Here is a 16,145-nt window from a genome sequence, read left to right on the forward strand (position 1 = left end):
GCAATATTTCTGCTACTCACGCTCTCATCGTTACGGGTGAAAATACCTGTATTGAAGCGAATGCTGGCACGAATATGGTAGAAGAAAATGATCTACAACCCTATTTTAAACCTTCTAATTGCCAAATTTTTTTCCGCAAACCCAAAGATTTAACTGATAATATTGCAGAGCGTATTGTTGATATTATTAAACCAGAAGTAGGTAAAAAATATGACTATAAACTAATCCTAGCTCATGCCTTTTCTGGAAGTTTACCCGGTCAGATACTCAATCTTTTATCACGGCAAAAAATCAAAAAATTACTGTCTGAAGCTCTCAACTGTCCTGATAAATGGATTTGTAGTGAGTTAGCGGCTTACGCTTTAGATGAGCAACCTGAATACCGAGATATCGGAGTTCTGATCAATCCTAATTCTACCATTAATCCTCAAAAATTATTTGAAGATGATCTGATTTTTCAGGCTTGGGAAAATCAGGTTGCAGCAAAGTTTAAAGATTTAATCACCGGGACAACAGTAATTGCTTAGATGTATTACCTGCATTATTGATGCCATCAGGAGAATATCAAATGACCACGACAACTATTGCTAGAGTTCCTCTTCACGAACCGGGAAAATTACTTGATCCCTATATCAAGGATAATGATGCTTTAATTGCTCCTGCGGAGGATTTTACTATTTCGATCAATACAGTTTCACTGCAACTATACACTAAATACAAAGGTGATTATTTAGCAGGACAGTGGGATAATAACTATTTCGCTCTTGTCAGTCAGATAGGATTAGGAGATCAAGAAACCCCTATTTTAAAGGTTCACTATCTTAATCACATTTCTGGAATGACTTTAGATGTAACAGACATTTGGGCTGAAAATGTTGCTGTCATTGAAGACTTTCAAAAAGATGAAAAATCTCAGAAATTGTATTTATCGTTTAGTAGTTTTTGTCAAGGATTAGGACGTTCTACTTTAGGACAAGTTACCAATTCATTGAAGCAAGTTGTAGGAACTGTAGGAGCTGCTTTTCCTAGTTTAATACCTTATACAACTCTTGGAAGTACAGCCTTACAGGGCATTAATAATATTCTGGCAACTGTTGTTGAAGCTAGATTTCAACCCCAAGTGAAAACATCAACTTTTGGTCTTTATCCTGCTAACGTTGAGCAAAGACCTGTGATTGGAGAAGCTCCCTTACAAACAGGAGCTTATGCCTTTTTCTTTGAACCCGTTGAGATAGAAACCTTGAAAATGGGATCGAATGGGATTGTGACTTCAACTAATAATAAACCCGTCAGTCCTTACATTGTAGTTAACATCAAAAAAGGGATTACTTTAGCCCCCAGTCAAATCGAGAAAAACTTAGCCACTGAAGTATTAGAAGCTTACCACAGAACTACTAACTATCCTCTAACCACTTCTAATACTGTGATTCCCTACTTCAATGCTTTAGAAGAATTGGGTAAAACTATTCGTTTAGCTAGTTCTACTAAGCGGTATTTTGAGTTAAAACAAAAAGGTGAACGAGTGACTGAAGCGGAAGCAAAACGTCTAGAGATTCTCTTGGCTTACTTAAAGGAAAATCTCAAGAATTTTGAGCAGTAATCAATTAATTTGCATTCCCTAACTTTTAGTATTTGGAAACTGTTTAATAATAGGAGGAAACGATTATGATGTTCTCATGGACTGATTATGTGCGTGCCGTTGCTACCACCGAACAAATTCCCACTCGGTATCGCAAATTACGGGTTGTTCAATTAGCACAAGCAATCGTTGAATCTGCACGAGGTACGAGTAAACTTTTTCAAGAAGCGGGAAACCCCGGTGGACTCAAATGGCGAGATAAAATTGACGACAATTACACCGAAAAAATCACCCATCAAATTTGGTTAGTTACCCCTAGCGAACCCAATGGTTGTTATTGGTGTCATTGGAAAACCGCAGAACAGGCCGCAATGGGATATTGGCGGTTTATCGGTCGTCCGAATTCCCCCTATCAGGGATGGGAAGCCTATGATAATGATCCCGAAGGCTATTTACAATATATTTGGGAAAAGGGCTATGCCACCGACCCAAACTATGTCAGTAAGGTCAAAAATGTTTTCCCTGAAGCTCAAAACTTACTAGATGAATATGGTGGAGAACAACCTCCTCCATCACGGATTTTCAAAGTTGCTATTATGCCAGGACATGGAGGGACAGATTCAGGGGCAGTCAACCATACGCTAAATTTACGGGAAAAAGACTACAACTGGAAAGAATCAGTTGAAGTTAAGGCCCGTTTAGAAGCGGAAGGCAATTATCAAGTGATTATCTGTCGTCAAGAAAATGAATTAGCTTCCCTTTCCACCTTGCAACAACGAGCTAATGACAGTGGTGCAAATATTTGTTTGTGTCTGCATCATAATGCTTGTAACCGACAGGCAAAAGGTTGGTGGTTATTCTATGTGAATCGGAGTCCAGAATTTGAGAAATTTATCAAAATCATGGATAAACACTTCCGAGGACTGCCTTTACAAGCACGGGGTTATGAATACGCTGGAACGCCCTTTGCCCATGACTGGTATAGTCGTGTCTGGAATTGTACCCATGATTGTACTATGCCCACCATCTTGCTTGAAAGTTGCTTCATTGACAATGACGAAGATGCTCGTTGGTTGAGAGATGGCGGTTATCAGCAAATTGTTGAGAAAATTTGTGCGGGAGTTAAGGAATATTTAGGAAGTCAACCCCCCCTACCTCAGCCTGAAAAATTCGTCTTTGTCTGTGATGCCAATCCGCCTTTAAATGTGCGGAAAGGTGCAGGGAGTAATTATGATCCTGTGGGGCGTTTAGATAACGGGACACGATTAACAGTTGTAGGTGAAGAGGGCAATTGGCTCAAAATTAGTAAACCGATTGAAGGTTATGTTCATCGTGACTTGACAAAATCTTCCTATTGCGTGTTTGTCAATGACCCGAATCCGCCTTTAAAAGTCCGTTCAGGGGCAGGAACAAACTTTTCAGTGGTGACAGAACTGACTAATGGCACACCCTTAAACGTGATAGGGACGGATGACAATTGGCTTCGCATTGATAAACCCGTGGAAGGTTATGTCTTTACTTCTTTAACTTCCTCGCTGCATCGAGTCTTTGCTGCTGATGCCAATCCTCCCTTAAATGTGCGCTCTGGACCTGGGACTACCTATGAAAAAGTGGGTCAATTAGACAATAACACGGCTTTAACTGTCGTAGATGCTGGTTTGGATAGTCAAGGTGCGAGATGGCTTCGTATTAGTTCACCTTGTTCCGGTTGGGTTCTAGAAAGTTTAACCTCTGATCGCCTGATGGGTTCGGGAATCAACCCTCCTGCTTCTAATCTATCGGAAAGTGAGCAATACGATTATTGTGCCGAGATTATCACCCATAATGGCGGAACATTGCGTAAACGCAATTTAATCTCTTTCCGGAAGGAAACCAGTACAAAAGTCAATGATTGGCATGGTTGTTACGATGATATTACTTACATGATCTGGAAAGATGGCGCAGGGAAACACGCTTGTAAATACGCCTCTAACACGGAACCCTCATCTCAGTATGAAGATAGTAATAATCCATTGGCTGATCGCAACAGAATGGGGGTTGATGCAAATGGTGATGGACGACTGGATTTAGGACGTTTACCCGAAGGATATTACGAATATAAAACAGGAACAAGTGCCACCCTGGGTAAAGTATTGTGTCCTACCGCATCAGCCATGGCGGAACGAGATACCAGTCACGATGGCCTATTTCAACCTAATGAACCTCGTGCTTCTGCTGGAACAACGATGTTATTTCATCAAGGTGGAGAAACGAATCCTTTCAGTGCCGGATGTCAAACCATGCCTCCCAATGAATACACCAGATTTTGGAATGATTTAAACAGCAACGGTGATCCCGGTGTCATTGGTTATACCATTGTTCGCTGGTGTTCAATTGCTTAATTCCTTGTCCATTCACGTCAAGTTAAGCAATCACAGATAAAATATTGTCGGCATTGACTTAACTTGATTACCAAGAATGGCAACACTATTGGCTGAAATGGCTGGATAAAAGTCAAAGGCGATCGAGATGTTCATTTTGTCTTTGAAGAATACGCAGAAGTCAAGGAAACTTAAACTTTTTGTTAGGTAGGGCAAAATCAATCTAATCCCCTCCTAGTTTTAATAATTATGATCACTTATTTGAGGACTTAATTATGATGTCAATCCCTGAAGAACTCAATCCCAACCAAGGCATCCCTGGATGGCTAGAACTCGATGATTTAAGCCTTCATGGAGACATGGTAGCACGCATCCCTAAAGGAGCTTATATCAAAGGAATAATCGGTGGAGAAAAACCTTTTTTTCCCGTCTCTGAAATTCTTGGTACAGCTATCTCTAAACCTGAAGGAGTAAATAGCAATTGTGGATGGGTTGAATTAGAAACTCTGACCTTTCATCGTGACATAGAAGCTGTTGCACCCCTTGCTCCTTATGTGCGGGGAGAGATGGATAAAGACCACAATTTTTATCCCGATAAACCTTATACTATTGTGCGCTCAAATGATTTTATTGGCAATGGAGAAGAAAAGTTTATGACGACTCAAGCTATCGAAGCATTGGTAAATACTGTCATTAAAAAATACCCCATTGATAGTACACAGATAACCGATCCAAGACAAAAATTTACTTTATTAGCTGGATCGAAACTTGAGATTCAACAGTATGACAGGGTGGATCATAATCATTGGAAATTGCTTTTATCTTCCCCTGTCAATGGTTCAGTCATCTGGTTTGCTTATAGTCCTCATGTCAATATCATTCGCCCAAATATTAACCGAAGCACGGTGATTACTTACCAAATCTTAAACGATGACAATGGGAAGCTGAAAGCAACCGCTAAATTAGCCTGTAACTTTTGGAATCGTTTTGTCATTCCTCAGTCTAATATTGTGATCCGACTAGGAACATTTTATAGTCCTGGTTCTGTGATTGCTAGAGCCTATAAACCTTATCAACAAGGCAATACCGTCTATGGCAAGATTGAGTTTAATACTAAGTATCTTGGAACGTTTACTAATTATGGTATTGCTGGCACAATTATTCACGAAATTGGACATACATTAGGATTTGGTTGGGATCAATGGATGAATTTGTTTTATCAAAATACGGGTGCTTTTAAACCCGAAACAATCAAGAAGATTCCCGAACTACAATATATGTTTGTTGAAACCGATTATGGTCCAGGAACAGCATATTCCCACTGGGACGAAGAACGATTTGATCAGGAATTAATGACGGGATTCAAAGATACCTATGAATATGTCTTACCTGTGACGATTAAAGTGATGGCACTTCTCGGTCATGTTATTGCTGAGGAATTAATCCAAAAAACGAATTTAGAAACCTTGATTCGTGAGATTGAAGATGTTTTATTCACCATGACAGAAACAGTCCAAGAAATTAACTTTGAATACTATAAAGATACCGAAATATCGGAGGAAATTTACACCGCATTGACCTAAAATTGTCAACATAAATATGGGGGGAGTTATTACTATTTTCCTGAATTAAGCTTCCCCCGATCGAGTGTTTCATAATTTAAGGACTGTTTCTATGAAAATTACCCACCTTTTCAAGCTATTATCAGCACTTAGTTTGGCTCTTCTTCTCGGTTGGCTTTTCCCGATGGCTCATATTAAGGCTGACAATGTATCAACACTGGGAAAATATCCTGTCTGTGAACCATCTGCTGTCGTAAAAGTAACCTGTCCAGAATCAGAAGGAAATTGCCTTTTAGTAGCAGATAATGAACAAAAAGACGCTCTCTTTCTCTATTCTGTGAGTTCTAAGCAATTAGACTCAACTCGTCAAAGTCAGTTAGCCTTAGAGAAAAAAATAAGTGACATTGAAGCGATCGCAAAATTAGATGATAATAAAGTTCTTCTCTTCGGTTCTCACAGTCGTAACAATAAATGTGAGATCAAAGCAAATAGACAACGGTTTGTACAGGCTCAATTGTCGGGAAATCAATTAAAAATTATTGGTGAACTGATCCAAAGTCCTCAAATCGATTCTAAAGTTCTCTTTCAAGGTCTAGATGTGAATTCTAACAAGATTATCAGTGCCGTGAGTCGTGCTATTGATGAGGCGGAAACCAAGGCTAATCAATCATTAGGAGATAAAGTGGCGTGTGAACAAGCCAATGCTTTTAATGCGGAAGGAGCAGTAGCCATTCCTGAGCCTTTATCCCTCGAAAAATTCAAGATTTGGATTGGCTTACGTTCTCCCGTTGTCACATTAGACGCTAAGAATTATGCTGTTTTACTATCAATGGCTAATCTGGATAACTATCAATTCGATGGAGCAACACTTCTAGATTTAGGGGGACGGGGAATCAGAGAAATTACCTTTGATAATAACCAGATTTGGGGAATTGCTGGCGGGCCGAAAGATGGTCAAGATAATTTCGTTTTTTGGAAACTATCGGCTGAGGATCTCAAACCCAATACGATTCTTAAACCTGAAATCCTTCGAGAATTACCCCAGTCATCAGAAGGAGTAGCGATCGTTGATGGAACAGCCTATATTTTGATTGATGGCAATAGTGGGGATTCTGGAAATCAGTGTGCAATACCTGCCAAGTTTATGCAATTTACTGTCCCTAATTAGGGTTATGTCCTCAAATTTTGCTAGTTTTGAGACTTAGATAATCCTCTGATATTGAAAAAAAGGAGAATCAATGATGACTACCCAAAAACTGAAAGCTCTAGTCAATACTGTTATCAAACAATCCACTCTAGATAGCAGTCAGATTACTGATCTTACTCAAAAATTTTCCTTGACAGCAGGAGATAAACTTGAGATTAATAATTACAAATCTGCCGACAATAATCACTGGGAGTTAGAATTAACAACCCCTGTTAATCAGATGACGAAATGGTTCGCTTATATTCCCCATGTCGAAATTAAAAGTAATGACCCTGTAGCCAAGATATTGCAAGACATTAAGCTGTCTCAATTTAAGGTGTATCACCGACCAACAGAACAAGATTTAGAAGGAGTGGGGATTCCCCCTAATGGACAAGACAACCGTTCAGAAAGAATTTGTCCTGTTTACGTTCTTAGTCCAAGAAGACAAACAGATTCTTTAGTTAGACAACTGATTACACTGCTTCCGGTCAAGGATACAGCGTTCATTATTGCAGAACGATTGGTACAATATCCCGAAGATTATCTCCCCAGTATTTCTCAATTTGAAAAAGCGGTTATTGTCCAATCTTTTGTTGGTGTCGGTCCTCCTCAACCCGATCCAACTCCTTATCCAGATTGGGCAAAAGAAAGACACGACAAAGAGTTGTGGAGACTCGCACAATCTATCCGTCTATTACAGTCGATAAATCGAAAAATCTCAGCTGTCGTTTGTGCGATGGGAGATTCTCAAAAACATTCATCCAAAGATGTGCGAGAAACAATGCAAACGAGATTAGACAATCTTCTGGATAAGTATAATCTCTCGGCTCTAAAACAGCCAATTACTTGGGGAGCAGATGAATTAGTAGCAATGGGAATCGCTCAAACTCTTCCTAAAACTAAAGTGCGTGTCCGCATCTCTAATGAGGAGACTGAAATGTGGTACGACGGGAGACGACCACCACGAGAACTTGTGACTGAAAAATTACAAGCAGTTGGGTTAGAGGAATCAGAAACTGACTGGGATTTCGAGGTCGCTATCCTAACTCGTCGTCAAAATGGTAGTATTGATGATTATCAGAAAGACGACTGGGAACAAGCCCAGTTAGATGAGCATTTTCTGGCTAAATACAAGAATTATTCTTCCGAGCAACGCGCTAAATTAGTCATGATTGATGGCCGACTTTTTAATGGGGCTTGGAATGTCACTTCTGTGTTACCTTATGATGATTTCTTGGCCTTCGGTAGTTGGGGAACATTTGGCAATTGTGTTGGCTCAACTTTGGCGGTGGCAAAAATTCTTTTCTACGCTAAAAATCCCGCCGCTCAAAGACAACTTTACCTGGAGGCAATTGCTCATGATGTTTTTGCTAATGGCTATAAAGAAGTTCAACGATCCGAAGAACCTAAAAGCTTCTGTAATCAGCTAAAAAATCAAACAGGAATAACTTTCAAGCATTACGACGGATATGATAATCCTGCTACGGTCAAAAAAGTCTTTGAGGTCTTAAATCGGCGCGTTAATGTCAGAATGCAAGAACATTTTGCAGGACTTCCTTTTGTTAATAACCGAGTCTTCCGAATTACTCCCCAACTTTGGCGCACTTTTGAGAGTGAAGTCCACATCTGGCCAAGATTACCAGAGGAAATTCATAAAGTTGGTATCTATCGTACCGATCTGGAAGCGATCGCTTTTAATCCTTCATTGGGTGATCAATTCGTCTAACAGTCAATTTTTCAACAATCTCATAGGAGAAATACCATGACTTCCTTACAAATTCTTAGTCCCATCAATGATGCTCGCTTTGAACGTCTAAAACCTGTTACTTTTACAGGCAAAGTCGATCCTGGAATAGTCACTGTAGAACTCACAGCAGATGACAAATATTCCCTAGGTAATAATCAGGTTAAAGCAGACGGTTCTTGGTCGATTACTTATTCAGGATTCACGAATCCTGGGAAGCGCAAAATTACTGCCTTTGGCTATGATCAAGCTAATCATGAAGAAGAAACCAGCATTATAATTTATGTGGCAGATTCCTCAGATTATACTAAAACTATTTATGGGGGTCTGGTTTTAGATGATTACAAAAAGCTTAAACACACCAAGTCTCTGCCGACAGATCACAGGTTAACTGATGCCGAAGGGTGCCGGTTATTTGAACAAGAAATCCTGCCCATTCTTCAGTCCAAAGAAACCTTTATGGAAGCAACGGAGGAAGGTCGAAACAAACTAAACGAATTAGTTGAACAAAACAAAGATCAATACGGTATTCATCATGCACCCTGTGCTTATTCTGTCTCCTGTGTGATGAAATATCTGGCTGAAAAGTTAGGATTAGCCACCGTCAAAGCACTTTTCCAAGACCCCTGTTTAATTGATAATGTTCAAGTTACAGGCGTTGAGAAAAAACTGCGTCGTCTCGGGTTTCTCTACTTTTTGAAAAAAGATTACCTAGCACCTCGTGGGGCAATTGGAGCAAGAGCGCCACGCTGGAAGTACCAAGGAACGGAGAACGGGTCTGGTCATATCTATTTCATCACCAAAGATGGGGCAAAACGGACTCAATTTCCTAACCCAGGTCAAGAGAATGAGCCAGCAGAAACTGGAATAAACGGGACTAAATGGCAAATTAAAGACCTTCATGCTGAAAACCTCGATTTCTTCGATCACGTTTATATGCAATGGGAGAATGGCTATACAGAAGGATTTTGGTTGCCACCGGGTATTTATCCTTTAAAACGTTAGGATTTTAAGGATTAGAGCTTTGTCCCTCAGAATTCTGGGGGAAGTCAGGGAATAGGCTGATTTCTCCCCTAGAATTGACTGACTTTTTAATCATGCAGGAGGTCTATTATTTAGGGTTTGCGACAAAAAGTTTTTCGTGGGGGTGGGGTGTGGGCTTCGGCCGTGAGCTCAGCCGAACGGGTGTAGGGTTTTACCCATTTTCAGGGGGTCAATTACCTAATTTTCAGGGAAAAAGTGCCTAAATTTTCCCCCCGATCCCCGCAATGGCTGGCACTTTTTGATGGGAAAAAAGTCTAAAGTTCTTATCCAACAAGGTTTTTAGATTTATTCAGCAGACCCTAAGTAGGGTTGACTGAAAGAGTTTTTTAGCTTAATCAAGCCCAACAATTGCCCCCTTGCCGGCAATCACTTCGCCGATTTGGTAGGCATTAATCCCAGAGGATTGTAGTTGATTAATAGTCAATTGCGCCAGAGCCGATGGGACAATGATCACAAAACCGATACCCATATTAAAAGTATTAAACATGGCTTCGGAATTAACCGATCCCATCTGGGCTAACCAGTGAAAAATCGGCAAAACCGGCCAACTTTTGCGGTAAATCTGCACAGAATGCCCTTTACCTAAGCAGCGGGGCAAATTTTCCGGGATGCCACCCCCGGTAATGTGGGCCATGGCGTGAATATCTAACCCAGAGCGCAAAAGTTCTAGCACAGGTTTAACATAAAGTCTAGTGGGAGTTAACAAAACTTCACCTAAGCTAGAGCCAGCCAAAATTTCGGGGCAATCTTGCCAATTTAAGCCCTGGGTGTCGATAATCTTACGAACAAGACTAAAACCGTTACTGTGAACCCCACTACTGGCTAAACCGATAGCCACATCGCCGATTTGCACCTTACTGCCGTCGAGTAATTGACTTTTTTCGACAATACCGACGCAAAAACCCGCTAAATCGTACTCTCCCGCCGAATAAAACCCCGGCATCTCCGCCGTTTCCCCTCCCAAAAGAGTACAACCACTATCACGACAGGCCCTAGCGATTCCCGATACCACCGCTGCTAACTGTGACGCTTCCAGTTTACCGGTGGCGAGATAATCCAAGAAAAATAAAGGTTCAGCCCCAGAGGTTAAGACATCGTTGACGCACATGGCCACGAGGTCAATTCCCACCGTATCATGGCAATTGAGACTATGGGCAATTTTCAGCTTGGTTCCCACACCATCAGTTCCCGATACTAACACCGGTTGCCGATAACCGGAAGGTAACTGAAAATACCCCCCAAAACCGCCTAAACCGCCGATAACTTCGGGACGGAAGGTACTTTCCACATTTTGGCGAATTTTCTCGACAAAAGCGCGTCCCGCTTCCACATCCACGCCCGCTTCTTTATAATCCATGCCCAATTGACCGATTGTATCTCTCAAATTTTACCCAGATTTCGGTCGCACTCGCTCCCTTTTCCAGCTAAACCCAACAACAATCTTTTATTTTTACAAGAGGTCTAATCTTCTTGGGGATATTTTTCCCAAAGATCTGTGATTTGGCGAAGACTTTGGAAGTTGCCATTACCGAGGATCAAATGATCTAGGAGAGGAATGGCTAGATAGGTGGCTCCCTGTAATAATTGTTCTGTGAGTAAAATATCGTCGTGACTAGGCACAAGTGACCCGGTGGGGTGATTATGGGCGATAATTAACTTAGTAGCTGATTGTTTCACTACTTCTCGAAAGATTTCTCGCGGATGTACCAGTGTTTCCGTGGCTGTGCCGATAGTAATCACTTTTAGTGCGATTAACTGATTTTTGACATCGAGTAAAATAACTGCGAAACGTTCCTGAGACTGATACATTAGTTCGTGTCCAAGAATAGCGGCAGCGGTATCGGGACTATCGATGACCATTTTTTCCGTCGGTCGTCGTTGAAAAGCTCGTTTTCCCAATTCGATCGCCGCTAGAATAGTAGTAGCCTTAGCCGGTCCAATGCCATGAATAGCGGTTAATTCCTGGGGCTGAATATCCCTCAAAACGTCCAAAGGATCCCGGCGATATTTACTCAATTCGTTGAGAATATGCTGTCCTAAACCCACCGCCGAGAGTTTCCCCTTACCTTGACCTGTAGCCAGTAAAATCGCTAATAATTCGGCGTTACTGAGGTTTTTCGCCCCGACACTGATTAAACGTTCCCTTGGTCTTTCACTGACGGGAATATCGGCAATTCTTAAGCTGTAGGTCATGGAAGTGGCAAGCTACCGCGATAAAATTCCATCATAATCGCAATTTTAGCCAGTGCCTAGAGGGATTTGGCCGGTAAATCAAGGGGAAAAACTCTCCTTACCGATAGCGAATTCCCGCATCTTCGAGGCGCTGTAAAGCTTCCCCTAATCGCGGGATATCGGCGATTAAACTGACGCGCACATAACCTTCCCCTCCCTCTCCAAAAGCATTACCCGGAGTGACGACGACACCAGTTTTTTGCAAAACACTGAGGGCAAAATCCGTGGAAGTCATACCGACGCTACAGGGAATCCAGAGATACATTGTCGCCTTAGAGGGGGGAATATCCCAACCTAATTGTCCCAAACCTTTGATTAAAAAATCTCGTCGCTGCCGGTATCTTTCCTGTACTTGTTTGACGTATTCATCCGGCAGTTGTAGGGCGGTTTCGGCCGCCTTTTGGATGACGGAAAAGATACCATAATCGAGATTGGTTTTCAGGGTGCGTAACCCTTGAATAATATCGGCATTGCCCACGACAAAACCGACGCGCCACCCAGCCATATTATAGGTTTTTGAGAGGGTATGAAATTCTACACTAATCTCTTTTGCCCCCGGAATTTCTAATAAACTGGTGGGCTGATAACCATCAAAACTTAATTCAGCATAACAGAGATCGTGGACGAGCATAATCTCATATTGCCGGGCCCAAGCAACGATTTTTTCAAAAAATTCCAGGGGGGCAACGGCGGCGGTGGGATTACTGGGATAGTTAAAATAGAGGATTTTAGCCTGTTTAGCCACATCTTCGGGGATAGAATCGATATCTATCAGCCAATCCTGTTCCGCTTTTAAAATAATCGGGTATAGCGTCGCCCCGGCAATCAAAGGACCGCGAAAATGGGCGGGATAGGCGGGACTGGGAACTAAGACCACATCGCCGGGGTTAACATAAGCTAGGGCCAGGTGAGATAGGCCCTCTTTGGAACCGAGCAAGGGTAAAGCTTCGTTATCGGGATTGAGTTCCACACCATAAGAGCGATCATACCATTTAGCGATCGCTTCTCGGAAACTGGCGGTTCCTTCAAAGGGTGGATAACCGTGAAATTGGGGGGTTTCAAAAGCTTGAATGGCCGCTTCGATAACTGGACGCGGGGCAAAACCGTCCGGGTTGCCCATACCTAAATCGATTAAATCTAGTCCTTCTTTGCGGGCTAAGGCTTTTAATTCATCCAAGCGGGCGAAAACGTAGGGGGGTAAGGCACTTAATCGCTTGGCGCGGCTATTCGTCCAATTTACACTCATTACTTCTTGGCTTACTGATCGAGGTAATCTAACATTATGACACGAGTGTATGGCTAATTTAAGTAGGTAGGCGTTAAAAGTTGTCAGATACCCCCCTTATCAAGGGGGGATTAAGGGGGGATCGAACCTAAAATCCATTTTTAATTTAATTATAACCAGCTACTTTGCAGTTAGTTATTAGCTGACTTCTTTGTGCCTCAGTATTGCTAGAATTGCCTGACATCGGAGATGGAGAGCCAAACTAAGGTAATCTGATTAATAGAGGCCCAAAATTACTGATTAGCCCCGGCATTACCCCCATTCTTCGCCATTATCGGCAGGTAAGTCCTCACTCCTCAATTCTTTTGTAAAATATGACTGCGATCGCTGTTCAGATAACTTCTATTTTACCCCCCGACACGACAGTTATTACCTGGCAACAAGTGCCAAAAGAGGAACAAGAAAGATTATCAAGGGCAATTAGGGGCAAAAGTCCTGAAATTATAGTTTATCCCGCTAATACAACCGCTTTATCCTCTCTGGTGCGTTTTACCAACGAAAATCGTCTGTCTTTACTGGCCTATGGTCAAGGCACTAAATTAGATTGGGGTGGATTAGTCGAGTCACCCGATATTTTAGTCAGTACCCAAAATCTCAACCGGATTATTGACCATGCTAGGGGAGATTTAACTATAACCGTGCAAGCTGGCCTTAAAATAGCGGATTTACAGGCTTTTTTAGCTCCTAGCGGTCAATTTCTTCCTCTTGATCCCAGTTACGCCGATAATGCCACGATTGGCGGTATTATAGCCACCGCCGATGCGGGAACATGGCGGCAAAGATACGGTGGTGTCCGGGATCTGATCCTAGGATTCTCCTTTATCCGTCACGATGGCGAGATTGCTAAAGCTGGAGGGCGTGTGGTCAAGAATGTGGCGGGATACGACATGATGAAGCTATTTACGGGTTCCTACGGCACTTTAGGGATTATCGATCAAATTACCCTGCGACTGTATCCCGAAACCGCTAACTCAGAAACCCTGATAATCACTGGAAATAGCGAAAATATTAGCAAATTGAGTCAAGTTATTCGGCAATCGGCCTTAACTCCCACCGTGGCTGAATGTTTAAACCCAGGGATGACGCAAGCACTAGGATTAGGGGAAAAAGTCGCTTTACTGCTGCGTTTTCAAAGCATTCCCGAAAGTATTAGCGAACAATCGCAACAGGTGAGTTATTTAGGACAACAGTTAGATTGTCAGACTAATTATTATCGGGATGAGGCAGCAGTTTCTCTAGGGCAAAGATACCGAAAAACAATCGATAATTATGACCAAGAGGGCAATTTTTTCGGCAAAATAGGATTATTACCTAGCAATTTAGCTCTAGTGATCGACCAAATTAACGGACTAGCCTCGATTAATATTAGTAGCGGGGTGGGTAAAGTTATCTTAAAATCGGAGGAAAATCTTGACAAAATTCGCTCTTTATGCAGTGCCAATCAGGGTTATCTAACGGTGTTAACCGCGCCTCCATCGCTAAAGGAAAAAATTGAACCTTGGGGTTATACAGGTAACGCAATCACCATGATGAAAACCCTAAAAACTAAATTCGATCCTCACGGTATTTTTAGTCCTGAACGCTTTCTTAACAAAATCTAATTAAAAATTATGCAAACCTCCGAACATTCCGTTAACTTTCAAGAATTAATCGACCAAAAAAATCAAGGATTTGACCCCAAGAATCCCCCTGCCCAAGAATTAATCGATAGTTGTGTTCACTGTGGTTTTTGTTTATCTACCTGTCCCAGTTATCGAGTGATTGGCAAAGAAATGGACTCCCCCCGGGGCAGAATTTATCTGATGAATGCCATCAATAAAGGGGAAGCAGTTTTAGACGAAACCACTAGCCAACATTTTGATACTTGTTTAGGTTGTTTAGCCTGTGTTAGTACCTGTCCATCGGGAGTACAATACGATCAATTAATCGCCGCAGTTCGTCCGCAAGTGGAACGCAATCAACCCCGCAGTTTTAAAGATAAAATTATTCGTTTTCTGATTTTTAATCTCTTTCCCTATCCCGTCCGTCTCAAATTATTTTTACCTTTCCTCTGGTTATATCAAACCCTGGGATTACAAACCCTAGTCAGGAAATCGGGTATCTTAAAAATGCTCTTTCCTCGTCTAGCGGCCATGGAATCAATTTTACCCAAAATCACCCTGGCCTCTTTGTTTAAAAACTATGCCGATGTTATTCCCTCCCAAACTGAAAAACGCTATCGAGTGGGAGTAGTTTTAGGTTGTGTGCAGCGCCTCTTTTTCTCGCCGGTAAATGAAGCAACAGTGCGGGTTTTAACTGCCAATGGTTGCGAAGTGGTTATCCCAAAAACCCAGGGTTGTTGTGCCGCTTTACCCGCACATCAAGGACAGGAAAAACAAGCACAAAGTTTAGCCAGACAAATGATCGATAGTTTCGCAGAAACCGAGGTTGATTATATTATTATCAATGCGGCGGGTTGTGGTCATACTCTCAAGGAATATCATCATATTTTAGCCGATGATCCTGAATATAAAGATAAGGCTAAGGAGTTTGTGGCTAAAGTACGCGATGCCCAAGAATTTTTAGCCGCAGTGGGTTTAACTGCTGATTTATCCCCGATTACCGAGACAGAATTAACCCTAGTTTATCAAGATGCCTGTCATCTTTTACACGGACAAAAAATCTCCGTGCAACCACGGCAATTATTGCAAAAAATCCCCAATATTAACTTAAAAGAACCTATCGATGCGGCCTTGTGTTGTGGCAGTGCCGGAGTTTATAATATGCTACAGCCAGATACTGCCGATGAATTAGGTCAGCAGAAAGTACGCAATTTATTAAATACTGGGGCTGCGGTGATTGCTTCTCCTAATCCGGGTTGTTCCCTACAAATTAAAAAACATCTACAATTACAGGGAAAAGATACACCCGTTATTCATCCCATCGAATTATTAGATTATGCCATTCGCGGGCTGAAAATTTCCTAGTTCATCCCCGTTTAAAACAGAAAACGGGTTTCTTCAAGAAACCCGTTTTCTATTAGATAGGGTTTGCTGAATAAATCTTAAAACCTTGTTGGGTAAGACTTTTAGACTTTTTTTCCCTCAAAAAGTGCCAACCATTGGAGTGATCGGGGGTAAAATTTAGGTACTTTTTCCCTGAAAATTAGGT

At 41.8% G+C, this 16,145-nt stretch carries 12 protein-coding genes; 9 read left to right on the forward strand and 3 right to left on the reverse strand.

Features of this window, described 5'->3' with window-relative positions:
* The 7 genes from IQ242_RS03515 to IQ242_RS03545 form a co-directional block, all read left to right on the forward strand.
* A partial coding sequence (locus IQ242_RS03515; RefSeq protein ID WP_193959053.1) for a hypothetical protein occupies nucleotides 1-527 on the forward strand: 527 nt, incomplete at its 5' end.
* A gap of 41 nt (nucleotides 528-568) precedes the next feature.
* On the forward strand, nucleotides 569-1,600 hold the full coding sequence (locus IQ242_RS03520; protein ID WP_193959054.1) for a hypothetical protein: 1,032 nt from the start codon (nucleotides 569-571) through the stop codon (nucleotides 1,598-1,600).
* Nucleotides 1,601-1,665: 65 nt separating this feature from the next.
* On the forward strand, nucleotides 1,666-3,960 hold the full coding sequence (locus IQ242_RS03525) for an SH3 domain-containing protein (RefSeq protein WP_193959055.1): 2,295 nt from the start codon (nucleotides 1,666-1,668) through the stop codon (nucleotides 3,958-3,960).
* Nucleotides 3,961-4,214: 254 nt separating this feature from the next.
* Nucleotides 4,215-5,522, forward strand: a complete 1,308-nt coding sequence (locus IQ242_RS03530) for a leishmanolysin-related zinc metalloendopeptidase (RefSeq protein ID WP_002753630.1) — start codon at nucleotides 4,215-4,217, stop codon at nucleotides 5,520-5,522.
* A 91-nt stretch (nucleotides 5,523-5,613) separates the two neighbouring features.
* Nucleotides 5,614-6,669: a DUF3616 domain-containing protein gene (locus IQ242_RS03535; protein ID WP_193959056.1), complete on the forward strand. Its 1,056-nt coding sequence runs from the start codon at nucleotides 5,614-5,616 to the stop codon at nucleotides 6,667-6,669.
* A gap of 70 nt (nucleotides 6,670-6,739) precedes the next feature.
* Nucleotides 6,740-8,416 carry a DUF4127 family protein gene (locus IQ242_RS03540; protein ID WP_193959057.1) on the forward strand — a complete coding sequence of 559 codons (1,677 nt, stop codon included), beginning with the start codon at nucleotides 6,740-6,742 and terminating at the stop codon, nucleotides 8,414-8,416.
* Between the two features lie 36 nt (nucleotides 8,417-8,452).
* Nucleotides 8,453-9,439 (forward strand): hypothetical protein, encoded by a 987-nt coding sequence (locus tag IQ242_RS03545; protein ID WP_193959058.1) that lies wholly within the window; start codon nucleotides 8,453-8,455, stop codon nucleotides 9,437-9,439.
* A 370-nt stretch (nucleotides 9,440-9,809) separates the two neighbouring features.
* On the opposite strand, the gene purM is transcribed toward IQ242_RS03545, so the two are convergent.
* From purM to IQ242_RS03560, 3 genes are all read right to left on the reverse strand, one after another.
* Nucleotides 9,810-10,835: a phosphoribosylformylglycinamidine cyclo-ligase gene (gene purM, locus IQ242_RS03550; protein ID WP_193959063.1), complete on the reverse strand. Its 1,026-nt coding sequence runs from the start codon at nucleotides 10,833-10,835 to the stop codon at nucleotides 9,810-9,812.
* Nucleotides 10,836-10,939: 104 nt separating this feature from the next.
* The gene (gene radC / locus IQ242_RS03555) at nucleotides 10,940-11,671 is read right to left on the reverse strand and encodes a DNA repair protein RadC (RefSeq protein ID WP_193959059.1); all 732 of its coding nucleotides are present in this window, start codon (nucleotides 11,669-11,671) and stop codon (nucleotides 10,940-10,942) included.
* A 97-nt stretch (nucleotides 11,672-11,768) separates the two neighbouring features.
* Nucleotides 11,769-12,956, reverse strand: coding sequence for an aspartate aminotransferase (locus IQ242_RS03560; RefSeq protein ID WP_193959060.1), 1,188 nt, complete (start codon nucleotides 12,954-12,956; stop codon nucleotides 11,769-11,771).
* A gap of 353 nt (nucleotides 12,957-13,309) precedes the next feature.
* Between IQ242_RS03560 and IQ242_RS03565 the strand changes: the two genes are divergently transcribed.
* Nucleotides 13,310-14,596, forward strand: coding sequence for an FAD-binding oxidoreductase (locus IQ242_RS03565; protein ID WP_193959061.1), 1,287 nt, complete (start codon nucleotides 13,310-13,312; stop codon nucleotides 14,594-14,596).
* Between the two features lie 9 nt (nucleotides 14,597-14,605).
* Entirely contained in the window at nucleotides 14,606-15,961 is a 1,356-nt protein-coding gene (locus tag IQ242_RS03570) for a (Fe-S)-binding protein (protein ID WP_193959062.1), read from the forward strand.
* The last annotated feature ends 184 nt before the right edge of the window (nucleotides 15,962-16,145 follow it).

The sequence above is a fragment of the Microcystis sp. LEGE 08355 genome, from assembly GCF_015207185.1.
Classification (GTDB): domain Bacteria; phylum Cyanobacteriota; class Cyanobacteriia; order Cyanobacteriales; family Microcystaceae; genus Microcystis; species Microcystis panniformis.

What these genes read in the sequence shown, in the direction of transcription:
- IQ242_RS03545 (WP_193959058.1), top strand. Translation starts at nt 8,453, where the DNA reads ATGACTTCCTTACAAATTCTTAGTCCCATCAATGATGCTCGCTTTGAA.
- IQ242_RS03525 (WP_193959055.1), top strand. Translation starts at nt 1,666, where the DNA reads ATGATGTTCTCATGGACTGATTATGTGCGTGCCGTTGCTACCACCGAA.
- purM (WP_193959063.1), bottom strand. Translation starts at nt 10,835, where the DNA reads ATGGATTATAAAGAAGCGGGCGTGGATGTGGAAGCGGGACGCGCTTTT.
- IQ242_RS03535 (WP_193959056.1), top strand. Translation starts at nt 5,614, where the DNA reads ATGAAAATTACCCACCTTTTCAAGCTATTATCAGCACTTAGTTTGGCT.
- IQ242_RS03565 (WP_193959061.1), top strand. Translation starts at nt 13,310, where the DNA reads ATGACTGCGATCGCTGTTCAGATAACTTCTATTTTACCCCCCGACACG.
- IQ242_RS03560 (WP_193959060.1), bottom strand. Translation starts at nt 12,956, where the DNA reads ATGAGTGTAAATTGGACGAATAGCCGCGCCAAGCGATTAAGTGCCTTA.
- radC (WP_193959059.1), bottom strand. Translation starts at nt 11,671, where the DNA reads ATGACCTACAGCTTAAGAATTGCCGATATTCCCGTCAGTGAAAGACCA.
- IQ242_RS03540 (WP_193959057.1), top strand. Translation starts at nt 6,740, where the DNA reads ATGATGACTACCCAAAAACTGAAAGCTCTAGTCAATACTGTTATCAAA.
- IQ242_RS03570 (WP_193959062.1), top strand. Translation starts at nt 14,606, where the DNA reads ATGCAAACCTCCGAACATTCCGTTAACTTTCAAGAATTAATCGACCAA.
- IQ242_RS03520 (WP_193959054.1), top strand. Translation starts at nt 569, where the DNA reads ATGACCACGACAACTATTGCTAGAGTTCCTCTTCACGAACCGGGAAAA.
- IQ242_RS03530 (WP_002753630.1), top strand. Translation starts at nt 4,215, where the DNA reads ATGATGTCAATCCCTGAAGAACTCAATCCCAACCAAGGCATCCCTGGA.